Annotated in this window: 21 protein-coding genes; 3 read left to right on the plus strand and 18 right to left on the minus strand. The window is 65.9% G+C overall.

What is annotated here, in order from left to right; translation table 11 throughout:
* Nucleotides 1–4: 4 nt before the first annotated feature.
* The 8 genes from erpA to P0Y59_09595 form a co-directional block, all read right to left on the minus strand.
* Nucleotides 5–346, minus strand: a complete 342-nt coding sequence (gene erpA, locus P0Y59_09560; GenBank protein ID WEK01902.1) for an iron-sulfur cluster insertion protein ErpA — start codon at nucleotides 344–346, stop codon at nucleotides 5–7.
* Between the two features lie 57 nt (nucleotides 347–403).
* On the minus strand, nucleotides 404–1,597 hold the full coding sequence (locus tag P0Y59_09565; GenBank protein ID WEK01903.1) for a M23 family metallopeptidase: 1,194 nt from the start codon (nucleotides 1,595–1,597) through the stop codon (nucleotides 404–406).
* 108 nt (nucleotides 1,598–1,705) lie between these two features.
* Nucleotides 1,706–2,509 (minus strand): ferritin-like domain-containing protein, encoded by an 804-nt coding sequence (locus P0Y59_09570; protein WEK01904.1) that lies wholly within the window; start codon nucleotides 2,507–2,509, stop codon nucleotides 1,706–1,708.
* Nucleotides 2,506–2,979: a peroxiredoxin gene (locus P0Y59_09575; protein ID WEK01905.1), complete on the minus strand. Its 474-nt coding sequence runs from the start codon at nucleotides 2,977–2,979 to the stop codon at nucleotides 2,506–2,508. Before P0Y59_09575 ends, P0Y59_09570 begins: the two co-directional genes overlap by 4 nt.
* Before the next feature lie 13 nt (nucleotides 2,980–2,992).
* Nucleotides 2,993–5,680, minus strand: a complete 2,688-nt coding sequence (locus P0Y59_09580; GenBank protein WEK01906.1) for a bifunctional [glutamine synthetase] adenylyltransferase/[glutamine synthetase]-adenylyl-L-tyrosine phosphorylase — start codon at nucleotides 5,678–5,680, stop codon at nucleotides 2,993–2,995.
* A gap of 287 nt (nucleotides 5,681–5,967) precedes the next feature.
* A complete protein-coding gene (locus P0Y59_09585) occupies nucleotides 5,968–6,615 on the minus strand; it encodes a sigma-70 family RNA polymerase sigma factor (protein WEK01907.1) in 648 nt (215 codons plus the stop codon).
* An 88-nt stretch (nucleotides 6,616–6,703) separates the two neighbouring features.
* A complete protein-coding gene (locus P0Y59_09590; GenBank protein WEK01908.1) occupies nucleotides 6,704–6,841 on the minus strand; it encodes a hypothetical protein in 138 nt (45 codons plus the stop codon).
* A 79-nt stretch (nucleotides 6,842–6,920) separates the two neighbouring features.
* On the minus strand, nucleotides 6,921–7,727 hold the full coding sequence (locus P0Y59_09595; GenBank protein WEK01909.1) for a response regulator: 807 nt from the start codon (nucleotides 7,725–7,727) through the stop codon (nucleotides 6,921–6,923).
* Between the two features lie 332 nt (nucleotides 7,728–8,059).
* On the opposite strand from P0Y59_09595, the gene P0Y59_09600 reads away from it, so the two are divergent.
* From P0Y59_09600 to P0Y59_09610, 3 genes are all read left to right on the plus strand, one after another.
* Nucleotides 8,060–8,149, plus strand: a complete 90-nt coding sequence (locus P0Y59_09600; GenBank protein WEK01910.1) for a NepR family anti-sigma factor — start codon at nucleotides 8,060–8,062, stop codon at nucleotides 8,147–8,149.
* A gap of 8 nt (nucleotides 8,150–8,157) precedes the next feature.
* Nucleotides 8,158–9,741 carry a histidine kinase dimerization/phosphoacceptor domain -containing protein gene (locus tag P0Y59_09605; GenBank protein ID WEK01911.1) on the plus strand — a complete coding sequence of 528 codons (1,584 nt, stop codon included), beginning with the start codon at nucleotides 8,158–8,160 and terminating at the stop codon, nucleotides 9,739–9,741.
* Between the two features lie 267 nt (nucleotides 9,742–10,008).
* Nucleotides 10,009–10,143 carry an entericidin A/B family lipoprotein gene (locus P0Y59_09610; protein WEK01912.1) on the plus strand — a complete coding sequence of 45 codons (135 nt, stop codon included), beginning with the start codon at nucleotides 10,009–10,011 and terminating at the stop codon, nucleotides 10,141–10,143.
* A gap of 57 nt (nucleotides 10,144–10,200) precedes the next feature.
* Here the strand turns inward: P0Y59_09610 and tatC are convergent, their stop codons facing one another.
* The 10 genes from tatC to P0Y59_09660 all read right to left on the minus strand — a co-directional run bounded on the left by tatC (nucleotide 10,201) and on the right by P0Y59_09660 (nucleotide 19,620).
* Nucleotides 10,201–10,983 (minus strand): twin-arginine translocase subunit TatC, encoded by a 783-nt coding sequence (gene tatC / locus P0Y59_09615; protein WEK01913.1) that lies wholly within the window; start codon nucleotides 10,981–10,983, stop codon nucleotides 10,201–10,203.
* Entirely contained in the window at nucleotides 10,980–11,438 is a 459-nt protein-coding gene (gene tatB, locus P0Y59_09620) for a Sec-independent protein translocase protein TatB (GenBank protein WEK01914.1), read from the minus strand. The genes tatC and tatB overlap by 4 nt, the downstream gene beginning before the upstream one ends.
* Nucleotides 11,439–11,560: 122 nt before the next feature.
* Nucleotides 11,561–11,794 (minus strand): twin-arginine translocase TatA/TatE family subunit, encoded by a 234-nt coding sequence (locus P0Y59_09625; protein ID WEK01915.1) that lies wholly within the window; start codon nucleotides 11,792–11,794, stop codon nucleotides 11,561–11,563.
* A gap of 27 nt (nucleotides 11,795–11,821) precedes the next feature.
* A complete protein-coding gene (gene scpB / locus P0Y59_09630; GenBank protein ID WEK01916.1) occupies nucleotides 11,822–12,424 on the minus strand; it encodes an SMC-Scp complex subunit ScpB in 603 nt (200 codons plus the stop codon).
* On the minus strand, nucleotides 12,421–13,164 hold the full coding sequence (locus P0Y59_09635) for a ScpA family protein (protein WEK01917.1): 744 nt from the start codon (nucleotides 13,162–13,164) through the stop codon (nucleotides 12,421–12,423). The genes scpB and P0Y59_09635 overlap by 4 nt, the downstream gene beginning before the upstream one ends.
* A 57-nt stretch (nucleotides 13,165–13,221) precedes the next feature.
* Nucleotides 13,222–14,229 carry a glycoside hydrolase family 3 N-terminal domain-containing protein gene (locus P0Y59_09640; GenBank protein ID WEK01918.1) on the minus strand — a complete coding sequence of 336 codons (1,008 nt, stop codon included), beginning with the start codon at nucleotides 14,227–14,229 and terminating at the stop codon, nucleotides 13,222–13,224.
* Nucleotides 14,230–14,299: 70 nt separating this feature from the next.
* On the minus strand, nucleotides 14,300–15,025 hold the full coding sequence (locus P0Y59_09645) for an SPOR domain-containing protein (protein ID WEK01919.1): 726 nt from the start codon (nucleotides 15,023–15,025) through the stop codon (nucleotides 14,300–14,302).
* Nucleotides 15,025–16,752: an arginine--tRNA ligase gene (gene argS, locus P0Y59_09650; protein WEK01920.1), complete on the minus strand. Its 1,728-nt coding sequence runs from the start codon at nucleotides 16,750–16,752 to the stop codon at nucleotides 15,025–15,027. The genes P0Y59_09645 and argS overlap by 1 nt, the downstream gene beginning before the upstream one ends.
* A 198-nt stretch (nucleotides 16,753–16,950) precedes the next feature.
* Entirely contained in the window at nucleotides 16,951–18,105 is a 1,155-nt protein-coding gene (locus P0Y59_09655) for a DUF1501 domain-containing protein (protein ID WEK01921.1), read from the minus strand.
* 3 nt (nucleotides 18,106–18,108) lie between these two features.
* Nucleotides 18,109–19,620, minus strand: a complete 1,512-nt coding sequence (locus P0Y59_09660; GenBank protein WEK01922.1) for a DUF1800 domain-containing protein — start codon at nucleotides 19,618–19,620, stop codon at nucleotides 18,109–18,111.
* Nucleotides 19,621–19,802 lie beyond the last annotated feature (182 nt).

The following is a 19,802-nucleotide window of genomic DNA, read 5'->3' on the forward strand; positions in this document are numbered from 1 at the left end:
GGGTTCAGACCGAGAAACTGGAGCCGCAGCCGCAACCCGACGCGGCGTTGGGGTTGGTCACCTTGAACGCGGCGCCACCCAGATCCTCGACATAATCGACCGCTGAACCACGCACGAGATCGAGGCTGATCGAATCGACGACGAGCTTCACGCCGTGATTCTCGGCAACCGCGTCGTCCGCCTCGACCGAGTCGGCAAAGCCGAACTTGTACTGGAATCCGGAGCACCCCCCACCATCGACGGAGAGACGAAGGATCGCGGGCTTGCCCTGTTTTTCGGCTATCGTCGCGACACGCGCGGCGGCTGAATCGGTGAGCGCGATCTCGGGAGCTGTTACGGTGGCCATGACTGGCAGATAGGCGTTCCCGGGATCATCGGCAACCGATGCCCGGGCCCTCACGGATCAGTCGGCTGCGGCCGGACCACCCACCGAAACCTGAGTTGTCTTCAGCGCGCGATCCTGCACCGCGAGCAGATAGTCGGCGGTCTGCAGGAACGGGATCGGGTTCACGGCATGGCCGTCGATGCGGACCTCATAGTGAAGATGCGGGCCGGTCGAACGGCCGGTGGAGCCCATCAGGGCGATCAGCTGGCCGCGATGCACGCGCGTGAACGGCGCGACGAGGATCTTGGAGAGATGGCCGTAACGGGTCTGGATGCCCTTGCCATGGTTGATCTCGACCATGTTGCCATAACCGCCCGCACGCTCGGCGCGATCGATGATGCCATCGGCGGTGGCGTAGATCGGCGTTCCCATCGGACCCGGAATATCCACGCCCGCATGCATCGCGGCGGTGCCACGGAACGGGTCGGCGCGGACGCCGTAGTTGCTGGTGAAGGCTAGGCGCTCGACCGGCTGGGCCGAGGGGATCGCGATCACGCCCTGCTCGAGCGAATCGAGCTTCTTCCAGGTCATGAACAGCGAACGGAACTGCATGTCGGCGCGAAGATCGGCTTCGGCCTCGGCACTGTCGGCGGCCTCGAACGGGCCGCCCATCGCGGCCATGCGCGGCGCGAAACGTTCCGGTGCGATGCCCAGCTTGCGGACATGGGCGACCGTCAGCGCGTAACGCTGCTCGGCGGCCTGGCGCGCCTTGACCGCCATCGCGACCTGGCGCTGCTCGACCTTCTTGAGCGGCGCGAGCACGTCGGCGGCGATCTTGTCGGCATGGCTGTTCACCGTCGGCGCGGCGAGCGTCAGCGAGCGGGGATCGCCCTTGCCCGAGATGACGGCGGAGATCAGCGCCTGGCGCTGCTCGACGCGGGTGGCATGGGCCTTGGCCGCCTGCTTGATGGTTTCGACATCGGCCTGCATCGCGGCGACCTTCGCCTGCATCTGCGCGACCTTGGCCTCGGGAGACAGCGGGGCATCGACGATGCCGCTCATGGCGACCGCGCCGACCGCCGCCTGGGCGACGCCATAGGCGGAAAAGCACAGGGTGATCCCAGCGACGCCGGCCATCAGCGCCTGGGTGCGCCCCCCGACGCTGAAGCGGCGCAGGTCACGACCGTCGTGAAAAATGAAATCCCGGGTGGTGAAGTGCGTCTTCAGCCGCGACACAAACTGCGCGCTCGACGCGATGGAAATTTTGCTCATCAATCCCCGGCGACCATGAATGCGATTGCCGGAAATCCAGCGCCCGCCCCTAAGTGTCCTGGTCGCAGCCCCTCCACGTCCTGGACGTGTCGCAATTGGCCTAATTTTTCAGGAAGGGGCAAGCGCGCCGTAATATTCTAGCGTCAGACCGGCTGAGTCGCGCGCCGAGTCGTTGAACGGCGGCTTAATCATTCCCCGAAAATATCGCGCGACCAGCGATCGCCAGTGCGATTCGGGCGTGAATCCCTTGGCGGCGCAGGCAAATTCGAACCAGACGGTGCCAGCGCGGACATGCCGTATTTCGTCGGTCAGGATGCGTTGGAGGATGCGCGCGCTCGGTTCGTCCTGCGCCGATCTGAAGCGCAGGATCGTCTCCGGCGTCACGTCCAGCCCGCGTGCCTCGAGCACCATCGGCACGACCGCGAGACGGGCCATCGGATCATGAGCGGTCGCGGTCGCCGATTCCCACAGGCCGTCATGCGCCGGCATCGCGCCATAGTGACTGCCCAGCGTGCGCAACCGCCGGTCGAGCAGCGCGAAATGCATCGCTTCATCCGCGCCGACCCCAATCCAGTCGTCGGTGAAACCGCGCGGAAAATCGCCGCCGAACCGTCCGACCATGTCGAAGGCGAGATCGATCGCGACGAATTCGATATGCGCCAGCGCATGGAGCAACGCGATCCGCCCGCGTTCCGAACCGCCCTTGCCGCGCCGGGGCATCTCGTTCGGCGACAGCAATTCGGGCGAGGCAGGCCGCGCCGGGCGATCGGGCATGGCCACGCCGAACTCGTGCGTCAGCAGCCCGCGCCGCCACGCCCGCGCCGCCGCCCGGGCGGCGCGAATCTTCGCCGCTGGGTCGCCCGTTTCCAGCACGCCCCGCGCCGCCTCGGCGATGCTCGTGCCGGCGATCAATCGAGCTCCTTCAGCGCCTCGAGCACGTCGATCACATGCCCGGGCACCCGCACGCGCCGCCAGATACGCACCAGAACGCCCTTCGCATCGAACAGGAAGGTCGACCGGTCGATCCCCATATAGGTCTTGCCGTACAACTGCTTCTGCACCCAGACGTCGAACGCCTCCATGGCGCGATTCTGGTCGTCGGTCGCAAGCGGCACGGTCAGGTCGTATTTGTCGATGAACTTCTGGTGCTTGGCGGGCGTGTCGCGCGACACGCCGAGAACCTCGACGCCCCGTGCCTGGAATTCGGGATAATGCTGGCTGAAATCCTGCGCCTCGCGGGTACAGCCCGACGTGTCGTCCTTCGGATAGAAATACAGGACGAGCGGCTTGCCGAGATAGTCGCGCAGGTTGATCCTGCCGCCGCTCGGCGTGGTCAGGTCCACGTCCGGAAGCTTGCCGCCCTCTTCGATACCCGCCGCCATCGTCCGTCTCCCGTCATACCGGCTTTCCGGCACCGGCCACCGCCGCCCAGAAATCTGAAACCTCCTGCCGGGTCGTCGCGAACGACGCAACCACCGCCTCCCAATCGGCGACGTCGAGCGCGCGGGCGATCAGGTTGCGAGTGGCCTGCGCCGGGGGCTGCGCGTCGGGCGCGACCAGCCGAAGCGTCACCAGCAGCCGGGTCAGGAACTCCTGCGCGGCAGCGATAGGCGAAGGCGCCAGCCCGGCCGAGACAAGGTCGCGGATCGCGGCGCCGAGATGCGGGTCAAGCCCGGCATGCCGGGTGAGCTGCACGACATGCACCGCGAATTCCAGGTCGACGAGCCCACCGGGCGACAGCTTGGCGTCAAGCGGCCCTGCCGGCGGCTTGTGCGCCGCCATTTCCGCCCGCATCCCGATCGCATCGGCGACCACGTCGCGCGTCGGGCGATTCCCCCGCAGCACCGCATCGATGACCGCCTGGGTCGCCGCCCGTGCCTCGGCAGAACCGAATACCGGCCGCGCGCGGGTCAGCGCCATATGCTCCCAGGTCCAGGCATCCTCGCGCTGGTAGCGCGCGAACCCGTCGAGCGAGACGACCAGCGGCCCCTGCGTGCCTGAAGGCCGCAGCCGCGTGTCGATGTCGTAGAGTGGTCCCGAGGCAGTCGGCGCCGACAGCGCACCGCTTACACGCTGCGCGAGACGGTTATAATAAAGCACTGCTCCCAAAGGCTTTTCGCCATCGGATTCAGCCATATAATCGCCGGTAAAAAGATAGATCAGGTCAAGGTCGGAGGCATGAGTCAGCGCTCCGCCGCCCATCCGCCCGAGCGCCAGGATGACCAGTTCGCTCCCCGGCACCGTGCCATGCTTGAGCATGAATTCGGCCACCGTCGCTTCGGCGAGCACCACGATCGCCGCCTCAGCCACCCGTGCATAACCGGCCGACACCTCGAGCGGATCGCTAACCCCCGCGACGATCTGCGTGCCAAGCGCGAACCTCTTCTCGCCGACGACGCGCCTGACATGGTCAAGCCGGGCCTGATAATCACCGCCTTCACCACGCATTTCATCGGCGATGGCCGCGACCGATCCGACTGGATCGAGCGCGCTGGCATCGATCAATCCGTCGAACAATTCGGGCCGGCGCCCCAGCGCCTCGGCAAGGGTCGGCGTATGGCTCAGGATCGCGCCGAGCAGCCGCGCCAGTACCGGCCGCGCTTCGAGCAGGCGGAAGAAATTGATCGCGCTCGACAGCTTCGCCAGCATGACGTCGAGCCGCACGATCGCTCCTTGCGGGTCAGGCGCCCTGGCCAGCGCCTCGATCAGCCCGGGCAGCACCGCCTCGAGCGCCTCACGTGCGGCGGGGCTGCGCAGCGCCGGATAGGTGCCCCCGCGCCATTGCTCGATCCTGCGCGCCGCCGCAGGCGGATCGGCAAAGCCTGCCGTGCGGAGCTGCTCCTCCAGATGTTCTCCGTCCTGCGACAGCGCGCCCTCGTCGTCGGAATCGAGCGAATCATAAGTCCGCGCGGTCGAATCGACATAGGGGCGCAGCAGCTCGAGCAGCGTTGCACCATCGGTGACGCCATGAAGCCGCGCCAGCCCGTCGAGCGCGGCACCGGTCGGCAGATGGTGCACCTGCCGGTCATCGACCATCTGGACCCGGTGCTCGATCGTCCTGAACAGGGTATAGGCAGCAGTCATCGCCTCGGCCTCCCCCGTCGCGATCCACCCTGCTTCCGCCAGTCGCGCCAGCGCGTCGCGCGTTGCCGGCGCCCGCAACGACGGGTCACGCCCGCCATGGATCAGCTGGTGGATCTGCGCGAAGAACTCGATCTCGCGGATTCCGCCGCGCCCGCGCTTCAGGTCGAAGCCAGGACCGAAAACCTGGCCCTGCGCATGATGGTCACGGATGCGACGCGAAATACCCCTGATCTCGCCGATTGCGCCGAAATCGAGCGCACGGCGCCAGATGAACGGCCTGATCGTTTCGAGGAAGCGCGCGCCCAGGGCCAGATCCCCGGCGGCTGCCCTGGCCCGGATGAAGGCGGCGCGTTCCCAGGGCAGTGCCAGCGATTCATAATAGGAAATGGCGGCGTCGACCGGCAGTACGATCGGCGTCACTTCGGGTGATGGCCGCAGCCTCAGGTCGACGCGCAGGACATACCCGTCTCCGTCGCGGGCCTGCAGGATCTCGACCACCCGGCGCCCGATCCTGACCGCGGCCTCCTCCGGCTCCTCGCGCGGCCTGCGTGGCAGGGTTTCCGGGTCGAAGAGGAGGATCGGATCGATATCCGACGAATAGTTCAGTTCGTGGCTGCCCTGCTTGCCGAGGGCGATGGCGGCGAAGCCTGCCGGCTCTGCTCCCGGCGTCCGCTCCGCGATCGCCGCGACGATCGCCGTGTCGAGCGCGCGGTCGGCAAAATCGGACAGCGCGGCGGTGACGGCGGTAAGATCGTAAGCGCCCGCCAGGTCTCCCGCCGCTACGAGCAACGCCAGCCGCCGCCGTTCCAGCCGCAGCCGGCGCATTATCGGCATATCGGGGTCGTCGATCGGCACGGCCGAAAGTGGTGGCAGCCTCCCCTGCTCAAGCTGAGCCGCGAGCGCCGGCTCGCGATCGAGCAACAACGTCAGAAAGGGCGATTCACCCCGCGCGCGACGCACCGCATCCTTGATCAACTCTTCGGAATATGTGTCAGCCATGCAACAACCATTGACGATCGCGCCAATTAACCCAGTCTTGCAAGCAACGAATTCGGTTGCTCGTTCGTTCTTGGTTCATGTCGAACAAGATCACGCCCTCCCCGGAAGATGCTGTGTCTCAAGCGTACATCGTCGCCACACCCCGGACGAGCGACATGATCAGCGGAGCACTTCTCGCCGCCTTCGGACGCCAGGACGCCAGGGCGGACGACTTTACCGCATTGCTCCGCCGGATCGACATCGCCGATCAGGACAGTCACCCCTGCTAGGATTCAGACGTAGGGAGATCAATCGCCCCGGTCGCGGCTGAGATCCTCGACCTCGCCCATGATCGAATCCAGCGCCGTCATGCCCGGCTCGTTGCTGTGCGTGCGCCGCGACGGGAGCGAATTGTCGTTCATGATCGTCTCAAGCGCGACTCGACCACGCGCCACCCGGCTCTTGATCGTGCCGACCGCGACGCCGCAGATCTCGGCCGCTTCCTCATAGGCAAAGCCGCCCGCGCCGACCAGGATCAGCGCCTCGCGCTGCGGTTGCGGCAGATGGAGCAGCGCGCGCTGCATGTCGCCAAGCTCGACGTGCCGGTCCTGGCTGGCCGGGGCGGCGAGGATCCGGTCGGCGACCAGATCGTCCCATTCGCCCTTGAAGCGCGCACGGCGCATCTGGGAGAGATAGAGGTTGCGCAGGATGATAAAGGTCCAGGCGCGCATGTTCGTGCCGGCCTGGAAGCGCAATCGCGCCGCCCATGCCTTCATCAGCGTCTCCTGGACCAGATCGTCAGCGAGATCGCGATTACCCGACAGCGACCGCCCAAAGGCGCGCAGATGCGGGATTACCTGCGCCAGTTGCGCCTTGAACTCGGAATCGGACAGGGCGACATGCTCCACCGGCTCGGGCGGCGTATCCTCGTCGTCGGTCTCGAAGGCGTCGGTCATGAACATCCGTTTCGTGTTCCAGGAAGCGAACATGGGGGTGGACTCAAGTCAAGTCCACCACACCGTGCGTTTTCGTCCACGTGTTTGATTAGCGGAGAAGCAGGACCGCGAAGATCACGATCACCAGCACCAGCGATATGCCCAATATATATCGGGTCATATGCGGCGTGGCGCCTGCCCGCGCCTGCTCGCCGCTCAGATGTGCCGGTTCTTCTGGATTTGCCATTTGCCTATAACCCCCGAGCATTGTTTTGGGTCCGTACCAGATGGAACTCCAAATGCCGGGGGCTGGCCAAAAGTTCCCGTCAGAGTGCGGGAACTGTCGCTGAATCGAAGAACAATGCCTGGCTGATCGCCGCTTTTACCGTCGATCGCTGGAACGGCTTGGTGATCAGGAAGGTCGGTTCGGGCCGCTCGCCGGTCAGGAGGCGTTCCGGAAAAGCGGTGATGAAGATCACCGGCACCTGGAACTCGGCAAGGATGTCCTTCACCGCGTCGATACCCGAGCTGTCGTCGGCAAGCTGGATGTCCGCGAGCACGAGTCCGGGACGATCCTCCATCGCCAGCGCAACCGCCTCGTCGCGGGTCACGGCGACGCCGGTGACGTCATGGCCCAGGTCGCGCACGATCGTCTCGATATCCATCGCGATGATCGGCTCGTCCTCGATGATCAGCACGCGCGCGCGCGTCTGCTTCTCGATCTCGGCCAGCGCCTCGTTGACCAAAGCATCGACCTCGCCCGGCTCGACCTCGATCAGATAGGCGGCGTCTTCCGGCGTGAAGCCTTCCATCGCGGTGAGCAGCAGCGCCTGGCGCGACAGCGGGGTCATCCGGGCAAGGCGTGCCCGGGCGATCGCCTCCTGGCTGCTGCTGGCGTCGGCGCCCGCATTCTCGGGCGTCTCGTCATAATTGGTCGAGCCCCAGATCGCCTGGAACGTCCGATAGAGACCAAGCCGCGGGTCCACGTCGCGCGGGAATTCCGTAGGCGCCGCGACGATCGCTTCAAGCGTCGCGCGCACATAACGGTCGCCGTGCTGCTGGCTGCCGGTCAGCGCCCGGCCATAGCGGCGAAGGAAAGGAAGGTGGGGGGCAAGCTGCTGTCCAAGCGACATGGCTGTCGGGGTCTCCTCCAAGAAAAACGCCAGGGTCTGACGGGGGTCCTTGTGGAAGCGGCCCCCCGCCTTTGCAACGCGTTTCGATAGCCCGAGCGAAGGTGCCGGGCTTTTTCACATCGAACAGGGAACTATCGACGCGATCTTTGGTTTCATGCATTCGTCGCGGATTGTATGCGCGATACGCCCGGCCGTTTTCCTCGGCCGGGTTTCTCGATATGCCCGGTTTATACACCGGATGCTCAAGGGGGACGATTTTGCGTTCGGGCGACGAGTCTTCGAAAAAACCGCGGGCCGCAAAGGCGACCAGGGTCCAGAGCAAGGACCGTGATATGGGTGCAGCATTGCGCACCGTGTATCAGAAGACGGTGGACGAGACGATTCCGCCCGAAATGCTCGACCTCCTGAGCAAGCTCGACTGAGCAGGCTCATGGCGGATTCCGCCGCCGGGCCCCAGGCTCCGGCCCGAAACCAGAAATTCGTCGCGCAGATCCCGACCGGCGCCAAGATCTTCCTGATCCTGAGCGCGGCATTGCTGCCGCTTGCCATCATCGCCTTCTTCGCTTCGCTGAAGACGACCCAGACCGCGGACGAAACTGCCCGGGCCCAGCTCCGCCTCGCTTCCGCCGAGAGCGCCCGCAAGCTGGCCATCGAGCTGGTCGGGGACATGACCGCTCTCCGTGTCGCCCTGAACGCCCTCGACATCGATAATGGCGATGCGCCCAGCTGTGCCCGCGCGCAGGGCGTCTTCGCTCAGCAGGCAGTCAGCGGCACGCGCTTCGTCATCAGGGATCGCCGCGCCCGGACCTTGTGCGGCGCGGATTTCCCGCGCGATCTGGCGCGGGTATCGGCCAACACCGAACCCATCGCCGCCCGGGTCGTCCCGGGTCGCGGCCTGCTCCTCTCCATCGCCGGCGCCAGCGGCACCACCGCGACCGCATTCTTTCCCTCTGGCTTCCTCGCCGAAACAGGCAAGCCAAGCGATTTCGCACCACCCTATGAAGCCGTGCTGACACATGGGGAAGGCTCACTGCCCCTGACTCAGCTTCCGCCTCGCAGCGCGCTGGAACGGCGCGAGACGATGCGGACCTCGCTCGGCCTTGGCGGCCTGGCGCTGCAGACGAGCGTGCGTAGCGCGCCGATAACGTCGCCCCTCCTCATCGCGATGCTGCTGCCGATTCTGATGTGGGCGGCCGCCGCGGGCATCGGCTGGTTCGTCGTTGACCGGTTGCTGATCCGGCCACTGCGCCGGCTGCGCACGAGCGTTGCTGCCTATGTACCCGGCGAGGAGATCGACCCGGCCGAAGTCCGCGCCCTCCCCGCACAGGAAATTCGGGAACTGGGCGACACTTTCCGCATGATCAGCCGGACGGTCGCCGAGCACGAGGCCGGCCTTGCCGAGGGACTGGTGCGCCAGACCCGCTTGACGCGCGAGGTCCACCACCGCGTAAAGAACAATCTCCAGGTCATTTCGAGCCTGATCAATTTCCATGCCCGCGGTGCGCGGAGCAAGGAAGCGACTGCTGCCTATTCCTCGATCCAGCGTCGGGTCGATGCACTCGCGGTCGTCCATCGCCACCATTTCGCCGAGCTCGAGGAGAATCGCGGCCTCTCCCTCCGCTCCGTGATCGGCGAGCTTGCCTCGAACATCCGTGCGACAGCGCCGGAAGGGTCTTCCCAGCTTGGCATTGCGATCGATATCGATCCGTTCCTGGTCAACCAGGACGTCGCGATCGCGGTTGCCTTCCTGATCACCGAAATCGTCGAGCTGGCGATGACCTCCAATCCGGTCGCGCAGATCCGTATCTCGGTGAAGCCGGGCGAGACGGAGGATCGCGCCGTGCTGCGGGTCAATTCCCCCGCCCTGGTCGACGGAGACGACCTGCGCAAGGTCGTCGAGGAACGCTATGGCCGCGTGATGGAAGGCCTGTCGCGCCAGTTGCGCTCAAGGCTGCATCACGACCCGCTGGTCGGCGCCTATGAGATTTCGATCGCCGTCACCGGGCGCGACTGATTCAAGCGATTCTAAAGAATCGAAAAAAATTCGAAAACCCTGGAACCGGTCGGCGAAAGCTACGTTCTTAGCTTCGGATAGTGAATTTATGCCCCCCCGCTCTCGCTATCCAAGACATGGGCCCGAAAGCGTCAACCCTCCCCCCCGGTGGCGCTCTCGGGCCCAAATTCTTTTTCGGCTCGCGGATATCGCGCCGCTCCCTCCACGGAACGAACGCGAGCGCCGATCATTGAATCGTCGGCACAAGCCAATCTCAGGAGATATTCCATGCGTAAGCTCGTTGGACTGGCCCTCGTCGCCGGAGCGCTGATGATCAGCGCCTGCAACACCGTCGAAGGCATGGGCAAGGATGTGTCCTCGGCCGGCAGCACCGTCGCCAAGACAGCTGACCAAGCCAAATAGGCAGCCCTTTTCCTCCAGGCACACCCAGGCCCTCTCCCGCAAGGGAGAGGGCTTTTCTTATTCGGTCTCGGGAGTTTCCACCGGCAGCTTCGAGCGTCTCCGCTCGGTGAACCAGATGCCGATCAGCGCCAGTTCGTAGAGCAGGCACAGCGGAATCGCGAGCAGCAGCTGCGATCCGATATCCGGCGGGGTCAGCACCGCCGCGATCGCGAAGGCGCCGACAATGGCATAGCGGCGCGCGCTCACCAACTGCTTGCGCGTCACGATCCCCGCGCGCTCCAGGAGCATGAGCACCACCGGCAGCAGGAACGACACGCCGAACGCGAACAGGAACTGCATCACGAACGACAGGTAGTTGGCGACCGACGGCAGCGCCTCCTGCTTGATTCCCCCGCCAAGGTCCCCCTGGTAGGAAAGCAGGAAGTGCAGCGCCATCGGCACCGCGATGTAATAGGCCATCGCAGCGCCGCCGATGAACAGCACCGGCGTCGCCAGCAGGAACGGCAGCAGCGCCTTCTTCTCCTGGCGGTACAAGCCAGGCGCGACGAACTGCCACAGCTGGTTGGCGATCACCGGGAAGGACAGCATCATCGCCGCGAAGAACGCGACCTTCACCTGGACGAAGAATGCCTCGAAAATCTGGGTGTAGATGATCTTGCTCTGCCCCGCCGCGGCCAGCGGGTGCACCAGGAAAGCGAAGATCGGCTCGGCGAAATAAAAGGCGATCGCGAAGCTCACCACGATGGCCGCCACGCAGTAAAGCAGCCGCCGCCTCAGTTCGATCAGGTGATCGAGCAACGGTGCGCGGCTGGCATCGAGATCATCGACCGGCGCGTTCATGACTCGGCTTTCGCGGCGGGCTTGCGCACGCGCTTTGCCGCCGGCTTGGCATCGGGGTCCGTCGCGGCCTTCACGGTCCTCTTGCGAACTGGCTTCGCGACAGGCGCGGGCGGTACTTCCGGCTCGGGCGCCGCGGCGATCACCGGCGCCTCGACCAGCACTGGCGCAACGTCCTCATGATCGATGGCTTGAGTCATGGGCAACATCTGCTGGGGCGTGGGCGGATGCTCGCGCATGATCCGCTCATTCTCCTCAGCCCATTTCTTTTCCATTTCCTGGAGTTCCGCCTCGCGCATCATCGAATCGAAGCCCGATCGGAACTGTCGCGCGACACCGCGCGCGCGCGATACCCAATAGCCGACGAAACGCATCGCCTTGGGCAGGTCCTTCGGTCCGATGACGATCAGCGCCACCATCCCGACGAGCATCAATTCGGTGGGCGCGATATCGAACATGCGAAAACTCTATGGAGCAGTCAAAAAACGGGACCCGGTCGGCTTCACGCGCTCGCGACCGCGCCAGCCGACATGATTCCGCCATGCCGGGCCCGTCCCGACAGGGCGTTTGCCGACAAAGCTCAGCGCTCCTCGCGCAGCTTCTCGGCTTCGACCTCGATCGCGGGCTCGGCCGCTTTCTTGGCATCGATCCGGCTCGGCTCGCGGACGGGCTCGTCGTCTTCGGCCATGCCCTTCTTGAACTGCTTGATGCCCTTGGCGACGTCACCCATCATATTCGAGAAGCGTCCACCGCCGAGCACGAGGATCGCGATCACGCCGAACACCAGCCAATGCACGAGGCTGAAACTACCCATCACCAATCTCCTAGGACGTAGGCCTATCTAGTCCTGATCGTCGGTCTTTTCTACCTCGGTGTTGTCGTCATCGCGTTCGCCGGCATGTTCAAGCGCCAGATCGATCGGGTCGAGCAGCCCGGCTGCCTTGAGATCGTCGATTCCGGGCAGGTCGCGCCTGCTGGCAAGGCCGAAATGCGCCAGGAACTCGGGGGTCGTCGCATAGAGCAGTGGCCGCCCCGGCACCTCGCGTCTTCCCACGGGACGGATCCAGCCGGCCTCCATCAGCACGTCGAGCGTACCCTTGGAGATTTGAACCCCGCGAATCGCCTCGATCTCCGCGCGAGTCGCCGGTTCGTGATAGGCGATGATCGCCAGCGTCTCGATGCCCGCGCGGCTCAGCTTGCGCGCCTCCTCCTTATCGCGGCGGAGCAGGTGCGCCATGTCGCCCGCCGTCTGGAAATGCCAGCGGTCGCCGCGCCTGACCAGTTCGATCCCGCGCCCGGCGAAATCGGCCTGGATCTCCTCGAGCACGCTCCGGACATTGTCCGCATTGCCCAGATGCGCGCGGATCGCGTCGACCGTCATCGGCTCGGTCGCCGCGAACAGCACCGCTTCCACGGCGCGGGTCAGATCGTCGGCGCGCTTCATGCCCCCACCTTCAGGACGGGCGCCTTCAGGTAGAGCGGGGCGAAGGGCGATTTCTGGCGAAGCTCCACCCGCCCCTGGCGCGCCAGCTCGAGCGCCGCGACGAAGCTTGAGGCAAGCGCCGACTTGCGGAAGATGCCGGAGGCGGCTTCGGGCAGGAAGGTTTCGATCATGCTCCAGTCTATCCGTTCCCCGACCAGGCGGGAAACCCGTTCCAGCGCCGCCTCGAGCGTCATCACCGGCCGATTGGCGACGATATGCATCACCGGCCGCGTGCGCGCGCTGATCCGGCCATAGGCGGAGATCAGGTCGTATATCTCGGCCTGCCACAGGGCCTTGCGCACGGTGCGCAAGCCCTCCGGCGCGCCGCGCAGGAAGACGTCGCGGTCAAGCCGGTCCCGCGCCATCAGCCGGGCACCCGCCTCGCGCATCGCGTTGAGCCGTTCGAGCCGAAGCTGGAGACGCAGCGCCAGTTCCTCCGGGCTTGGCTGCTCCTCGGGGTCGCGCGGCAGCAGCAGCGCCGATTTGAGATAGGCGAGCCACGCCGCCATCACGAGATAGTCAGCCGCCAGTTCAAGCTTGATCGCCCTCGCCTCCTCGACGAAGCGCAGATACTGATCGACCAGCGCAAGGATCGATATCTCGCGCAGATCGACCTTCTGGCTGCGCGCCAGCGCGAGCAGCAGATCGAGCGGGCCTTCCCAGCCGTCGATATCCAGGGTCAGCGTCTCGGCATCGTCCATCGGACCGTTCTGGCGAAGCGCGAGGCGCTACACAATCCTCCCCGGCACTGGGAGGAGCTAAGCCATACCCAGCAGCGTATCCCGCCTGGCGATGAGTTCAGCCATCTCACCCGGCGGCTTCGCCCCCGCGATCGTCGCCATCGCCCGCTCCAGCCGCTCAAGCGACTTTGCCGGCATCTCGCCCAGCCGCGACGCGATCTCTTCCATCTCGTCCATCCGTCCCCAGCAGTCGAGCACCACGTCGCACCCGGCGGCGATCGCGCCTTCCGCCTTGTCGCCGGCACTGCCGGTCAATGCCTTCATGTCGATATCGTCGGTCATCAGCAGCCCGTCGAAGCCGATCCGCTGACGGATGACCTCCTCGATCACGATCGGCGACAGCGTCGAGGGCCGATCCGGGTCCCACGCCTCGAACACGATGTGCGAGGTCATTCCCATCGGCGCCCCCGCAAGTGCCCTGAAAGGCGCAAGATCGATCTCGAGCTCAGCCTCGGACGCGGTGACGGTCGGCAGGTGGTAATGGGTGTCGACCCTGGCCCGGCCATGCCCCGGCATATGCTTGACCACGCCGACCACGCCCCCGTCGCGCAGCCCCTCGATGATCGCCCGTCCCATCGCGGCGACGCGCATCGGCTCCGATCCCAGCGCCCGGGTCGAGATTGCCTCGGTTGTGTCGGGTTGCGACACGTCGAGCAGCGGCAGGCAATCGACCGTTATCCCCATCTCGGCCAGCATCAGCCCGATCGCCTGGGCATTGGCGCGCGCCGCCTCGATCGCGGAGATCGGCGCCGTCTCGTACAGGGCGTCGAAAGCCGGTCCCGCCGGGAAGGCAGGCCATTCCGGCGGCCCCATCCGCGCGACGCGCCCGCCCTCCTGGTCGATCAGGATCGGCAGGTCGTCGTGGCCGGAAAGCGCGCGCAGATCGTCGGTCAGCGCGCGGAGCTGCGCGCGATCGGCAATGTTCCGCTTGAACAAGATATAGCCGACCGGGTCGGCCTGCCCGAAGAACGAACGCTCGCCGGCTGTGAGGGTCAGGCCCGACAGGCCATAGATGACTGGCTTCATCGGGGCTGCCTATCAGGAACCCCCCCCGTCAAAAAGCCCCTCCCCCGAAGGGGAAGGGCCGAAACATGCCTCAGTCGTTCGCGACGAAACAGGCTTCGCCGGCGACCTTCAGCTTGCCGCACAGCTCGGTCGCCGCGCCCGCGCTGCCCGCATTGACTCGCAGGCGATAGACGGTGCGGCCGTTGACCTCGGCCTTCTGCACCGACTTGCCGAGCGGTGCGAGATAGGTGAAGCGTTTGGACGCTTGCGCCCATGCCACATTGGCCGAGCCTTCGTCGGGGAAGGAGCCGAGCTGCACCAGCGACCCGCGCGATGTCGGGCCTGCCGCCGGCGCCGCGGTCTGAGTCGTCGCCGTCAGCTTGCCGCCCGATGCCGGTATCGCCACGACCGCCTTGCTCGCCCCGCCAGCGCTGGCTGCCGCGGGTGCCACCTTGGTTCCCGCGACGGGCGTTTCCGGCGTCGCGTTGAGATCGATCGCGGCATTGCCGCCGCCCGCACCATCGCTGGTCGCGACCGCTGTCTCGCCTTCGCCCTCGACCTTCAGGCCACCGGGGTCGTCGGGCTTGACCTTGTAGTCCCCCTCCTGCGCCGCGATCAGTGCGCCATTGCCGTCCACGCCCTGATGCTTCCGGTACCAGTAATAACCGAAGATCGCCGCAGCGATGATCGCAAGACCAAGCACGACCATGAGGACCACGCGAAAGATCGACGGGCCTTCGTCATAATCCTCGTCGACGGTCTCGAGCCACGGCAGCCGATCCTCGTCGCGGACCTCAAAGTCGCTCGACGTCGCCATCAGTTCATCTCCTGGACCGCCTGCACCCCCATGATGCCGAGTCCGTTGCGGACAATTTGCCCGATTGCGTCCGCCAAGAAAAGGCGTGCGCACGTAATCTCCTGTTCGCCCTCAATCACGAAACGACGCCCGGGATTATCATTGCCGAGATTGTACAGCGCGTGAAACGCAGCAGCCAAGTCATTGAGATAGAAAGCTACACGATGCGGCTCGCGTGCCGCGGCAGCGGTTTCGATGATCCGCGGGAACTGGGCTGCGAGTTTCACCAGCTCCAGTTCGGTGGTATCAAGTTGGGACAGATCGGCAGTGCCGCATGTCATTCCGAACTCAGCCGCTTTCCGATTCAGCCGCGCGATGCGTGCATGGGCATATTGAACGTAGAAGACCGGATTCTCCCGCGACATTTCGACGACCTTGGCGAAATCGAAATCCATCTGGGTGTCGGCCTTGCGCGTCAGCATGGTGAAGCGGACGACATCCTTGCCGACTTCCTCGACGACTTCGGCGAGCGTCACGAAATTGCCCGAGCGCTTCGACATCTTTACCGGCTCGCCGGCGCGCAGCAGGCGCACCATCTGCACCAGCTTCACGTCGAACCGCGTCTTGCCGCCGGTAAGCGCCTGCACCGCCGCGACGATCCGCTTCACCGTGCCGGCATGGTCGGCGCCCCAGATGTCGATCAGCGCATCGGCCGATTGCGCCTTCTGGTAGTGATAGGCGAGGTCGGCGCCGAAATAGGTCCATTGCCCGTTGGACTTCCTGATCGGCCGATCCTGGTCGTCGCCGAACTGGGTCGACCGGAACAGCGGCAGCACCACGGGCTCCCAATCCTCGGGCGTCTCGCCCTTGGGCGCTTCGAGCACGCCGTCATAGATGAGGTCCCGCGCGCGCAGTTCAGCCTCGGCCGCCTCAGGCTTGCCCGCCGCCTGCAGCTCAGCCTCGGACGAGAACAGGCTATGGTGGATGCCGAGCAAGGCGAGATCGGCCTTGATCAGCTCCATCATCGCAGCGACCGCGCGGACTCGGAAAAGCACCAGCCAGTCGCTTTCAGGCAGTGCCGCATATTTGTCGCCGAACTCGGCGGCCAGCGCCTGGCCCACCGGCACGAGATAGTCGCCGGGATAGAGCCCTTCCGGAATCTCGCCGATATCGGCGCCAAGCGCTTCGCGATACCGCAGGTGCACCGACCGGGCGAGCGTATCCACCTGCCCGCCGGCGTCGTTGACATAATATTCGCGGATCACCCTGGCGCCGGCGAACTCAAGCAGGCTGGCCAGCGCATCGCCCACCACCGCGCCACGGCAATGGCCCATGTGCATCGGGCCGGTCGGATTGGCGGAGACATATTCGACATTGACGGTCGTGCCCGCCCCCTTGGTCGAGCGGCCGTAATCGTCGCCCTCCTCATGAATCGTCGAAAGCTCCGCGCGCCAGGTGTCGTCGGTCAGCGCCAGGTTGATGAAGCCCGGGCCGGCGACCGACACGTCGCGCACCTCGTCCAGCTTGCCCAGTTCGGCCGATATCTTCTCCGCCAGCGCGCGCGGATTGGTCGCGGCAGGCTTGGCCAGCACCATCGCCGCGTTGGTCGCGAGGTCGCCATGGCTCGGGTCGCGGGGCGGCTCGACGGTCACATTCGCGCGATCCAGCCCGGCTGGCAGATCGCCCGCCGCGACAAGGGCATCAAGCGCCGCATCGAGATGCGCGGCGAAACGGGTATAAAGGGTCATTGCTGGTCCGGTGATAAGAGCGAGCGCGGCCCTTAGCGGATGGCGGGGTATGACTCAAATCGAGAGGAGCCTCTCCACACCGACATCGTCACCCCGCACTCGTTCGGGGGTCCAGGGTTCCGCAAATCAACCGCTTTCGGTCGTGCGGGGCGGTGGATGCCGGAACAAGTCCGGCATGACGGTGGAACTTTGGTCGTCTCAGGTTCGGACCAGCCCCTCGACCGGCCGCGCCGCACCCGCATCCGGGAACAGCGCCTTCATCGCCCGCCCGGGCTCGACCGAGAAATGCTCGGCCACCGCCCCCGCGATGAACGGATCGAGCTGGATCGTCGGCCTCAGGTCGCGTCCCTCGAACAGCGCGGCCTGGCCGAGCCCCGGCCAGTCGGCCAGCACCCGCCCGCCCTTCACGCCGCCGCCAAGCAGCATCGCTGCGCTGGCCGTGCCATGATCGGTGCCGCCAGTGCCGTTCACGGCCACCGTTCGTCCGAACTCGGTCGCGACCAATATCATCGTGTCCGCCCAGAGCGGGCCGAGCCCGGCCTGCAGCGCGCCGACCATCGCGTCGAGGCCGCGAAGCTGCAGGCCGAGCCGTATCCGTTGCTGCGCATGGGTATCCCAGCCATTGGTCTCGATCATCGCGATCCGCGCGCCATTCTCCGGCACGAGCAGTTTCGCCGCGAGCGCGCCGGTCGCCGCGGCATTACGGCCGTCGTCATTGGTCATGCCGTTGGTCAGCGCGCGCGTGGCCATCGCCTCGCTCCACAATGCATGAAGCTGGCTGTCACCCTGATAGAGCATCGAGACCCGATCGAGTAGCCCGGCCGACGCATCGGGCAAGGCTGACGGCGCATAGGAAGAAACCTCATGCCCACCGCGCAGCGCCATCGGGACCGTCGCCGAGATCGCGATCGCCCTGGCACTGGTCGGCGGCAGGATGCCGAGCATCCGGTTCAGCCAGCCATCCTTGACCTGATAGGCCCCTGCCCCACCCGTCTCGAGCACATTCTGGCCGTCGAAATGCGACCGATCACGATAGGGCGAAGCCACCGCATGCGCGAACAGCGCCTGGCCCTGGCCGTAAAGCGTCCCGATGCGGCCGAGCGACGGATGCAGCGCGAACATCGAATTCAGTTTGCTTGCGCCGGCAAAATCCTCGGCCAGCACACCCCGTGCGCCCGCAAAGGCCGGATCGCCGACCGGCGCCACCGTGCCGAGGCCATCCGCCGCCCCGCGCTGGATGATGAAGACGAAACGCTTGTCGGTTTCTGCCTTTGCGAAGGCGAGGCGCGGCGCGAGGCTCATGGCGAGAGCGCCCATCACGCCCGCACCAACGAAGGAACGACGATCGATCATGGGTTATCTCCGCATGAATTCGGGGGCGACGAGCAGCAGCGCGAGCGCCTGCCCGGCGCTTTCCGCCCGGGCCAGCGACTGCGTCGTCCCGGTCGAGAGAGTCGCGGGGAACAGCCTGGGCGCGAGCGCGCGCGCATCGATCTGCTCGCCCGCCTTTGCCGAAAAACGTTCCGCCGCCTCGACCCGGCGCAGGATCGCGTCGGGCCCTGCCCAGCTCGCCGCGATATCGTCATAGCCGGCCGGCGATCCCGGCTTCCAGGCCGGCTGGCCGAGCTGGTTGAGCAGGCCGGTCACCGCCTGGGGCTGGACCGTTTTCATGCCGAGCGCACGATAGGCCGAGATCGACCATTCCCAAGGCGTCTTGAACTTGGCCGGCTCGGCGGCCCATGCCTCGGGTGAATCGATCAGCACCCGGTAGACGCTGGGCAAATCCCCGCCCGTCTTCACGAAAGCAGCCTGCATCCGCTGCACCAGCGCCGGAGACGGCGCGTCGCCGGTGAAATGCCGCGCAAGCTTGGTCGCGATATGGGTCGCGGTCGCCGGGTGCGCGGCCAGGTCGTTCAAGACGGCCTGCGCCTGGCCCTCGCCATTCTGGCCATAGATCTTGCCCATGATCGTGCGCGCGCCTGGCTCGTGCAGCGGCGCGGCGAAGATGAAGTCGCCCGCCGTGCCCTCTACCCCGGCGAAGCGGGCGCGGAGGCCCCGGGTCAGGCCCGCGACGCTCCACCCGGTCATTGCCCGGGCGAATTCGGTCACATCGGCCTGATCATAGCCGGTGCGCACCCCCAGCGTGTGCAGTTCCATGATCTCCCGCGCGAGATTCTCGTTCAGCCCGAGATTGCGGTTGCCACGTCCCGCCGCCCGCGCGCCGACCACGCTGTTCGGCCCGACCGACTGCGCCTGGTCGAGATAGAGCAGCATCGCCGGATGTCGCTCGACTGCGTTCAGCATGTCGCCGAACCTGCCCAGCACATGCGGCCGGATCGCCTCGAATTCGAGCAGGCCGCCCAGCCCGACCACCTGCACCTTATCGATCGAGATGGCGAAATGGTTCGCCCAGAAATGCACCAGCCGCTCGACGAACGGCGCGGGCGTGACGAGCGCGGTGCTGGCACGCGCCCCTACCGCGCCGACATAATAGTCCCGTGCCTGGCGCTGCGCGAAACGGCGCGCCTGCTTCACCGGATCGTTTGCATCGGCGGGATCCTCCGCCTTCGTCCCCGGCGCCATTGCATTGGGCGCCATCCTGTCCTGAGCCATCGCCGGTGCCGCCATCGCGGCGGGACGCTGCCGATCCTGCGGCGCCCCCTGCTGCCGGAGCATGCGCACCTGATCGAGATAGTCGGCCAGCTCTCCCGCGATCGTCTGGCGGTTCGGCTGGGCAGCGATTGCCTGAGGTTTCGGATCGAAGGTCTCGAACTGCCCAAGCAGCCATTTCCGCGGGTCACCCGGCACTGCCTCATCGGGCCGCGCACCCAGTCCGAAACGATTCAACGCGATACCGACGTCCGCCATGGTCTCGTTCCCGTCATTCTTTCCATTCGCTGTACACCCCCGATGTCGCGAGAGTGTGTCAGCCGTCGCGGGAAAAGCGATTCACCGTTCGTTTCTTGCAACTGGGCGCGCAATCTTTGCGGTTGGGATTTTGCTGCACTGCAATATCCTGAGCCCGCACAACAGAAACGGGGGATGCTGAT

This window comes from Candidatus Sphingomonas phytovorans (assembly GCA_029202385.1).
Classification (GTDB): Bacteria; Pseudomonadota; Alphaproteobacteria; order Sphingomonadales; family Sphingomonadaceae; genus Sphingomonas; species Sphingomonas phytovorans.

What these genes read in the sequence shown, in the direction of transcription:
- P0Y59_09610 (WEK01912.1), top strand. Translation starts at nt 10,009, where the DNA reads ATGCGTAAGCTCGTTGGACTGGCCCTCGTCGCCGGAGCGCTGATGATC.
- P0Y59_09585 (WEK01907.1), bottom strand. Translation starts at nt 6,615, where the DNA reads ATGACCGACGCCTTCGAGACCGACGACGAGGATACGCCGCCCGAGCCG.
- P0Y59_09580 (WEK01906.1), bottom strand. Translation starts at nt 5,680, where the DNA reads ATGGCTGACACATATTCCGAAGAGTTGATCAAGGATGCGGTGCGTCGC.
- P0Y59_09590 (WEK01908.1), bottom strand. Translation starts at nt 6,841, where the DNA reads ATGGCAAATCCAGAAGAACCGGCACATCTGAGCGGCGAGCAGGCGCGG.
- scpB (WEK01916.1), bottom strand. Translation starts at nt 12,424, where the DNA reads ATGAAGCGCGCCGACGATCTGACCCGCGCCGTGGAAGCGGTGCTGTTC.
- P0Y59_09635 (WEK01917.1), bottom strand. Translation starts at nt 13,164, where the DNA reads ATGGACGATGCCGAGACGCTGACCCTGGATATCGACGGCTGGGAAGGC.
- P0Y59_09605 (WEK01911.1), top strand. Translation starts at nt 8,158, where the DNA reads ATGGCGGATTCCGCCGCCGGGCCCCAGGCTCCGGCCCGAAACCAGAAA.
- P0Y59_09655 (WEK01921.1), bottom strand. Translation starts at nt 18,105, where the DNA reads ATGATCGATCGTCGTTCCTTCGTTGGTGCGGGCGTGATGGGCGCTCTC.
- argS (WEK01920.1), bottom strand. Translation starts at nt 16,752, where the DNA reads ATGACCCTTTATACCCGTTTCGCCGCGCATCTCGATGCGGCGCTTGAT.
- tatC (WEK01913.1), bottom strand. Translation starts at nt 10,983, where the DNA reads ATGAACGCGCCGGTCGATGATCTCGATGCCAGCCGCGCACCGTTGCTC.
- erpA (WEK01902.1), bottom strand. Translation starts at nt 346, where the DNA reads ATGGCCACCGTAACAGCTCCCGAGATCGCGCTCACCGATTCAGCCGCC.
- P0Y59_09595 (WEK01909.1), bottom strand. Translation starts at nt 7,727, where the DNA reads ATGTCGCTTGGACAGCAGCTTGCCCCCCACCTTCCTTTCCTTCGCCGC.
- P0Y59_09565 (WEK01903.1), bottom strand. Translation starts at nt 1,597, where the DNA reads ATGAGCAAAATTTCCATCGCGTCGAGCGCGCAGTTTGTGTCGCGGCTG.
- P0Y59_09660 (WEK01922.1), bottom strand. Translation starts at nt 19,620, where the DNA reads ATGGCGGACGTCGGTATCGCGTTGAATCGTTTCGGACTGGGTGCGCGG.
- P0Y59_09640 (WEK01918.1), bottom strand. Translation starts at nt 14,229, where the DNA reads ATGAAGCCAGTCATCTATGGCCTGTCGGGCCTGACCCTCACAGCCGGC.
- P0Y59_09600 (WEK01910.1), top strand. Translation starts at nt 8,060, where the DNA reads ATGGGTGCAGCATTGCGCACCGTGTATCAGAAGACGGTGGACGAGACG.
- P0Y59_09575 (WEK01905.1), bottom strand. Translation starts at nt 2,979, where the DNA reads ATGGCGGCGGGTATCGAAGAGGGCGGCAAGCTTCCGGACGTGGACCTG.
- P0Y59_09625 (WEK01915.1), bottom strand. Translation starts at nt 11,794, where the DNA reads ATGGGTAGTTTCAGCCTCGTGCATTGGCTGGTGTTCGGCGTGATCGCG.
- P0Y59_09645 (WEK01919.1), bottom strand. Translation starts at nt 15,025, where the DNA reads ATGGCGACGTCGAGCGACTTTGAGGTCCGCGACGAGGATCGGCTGCCG.
- tatB (WEK01914.1), bottom strand. Translation starts at nt 11,438, where the DNA reads ATGTTCGATATCGCGCCCACCGAATTGATGCTCGTCGGGATGGTGGCG.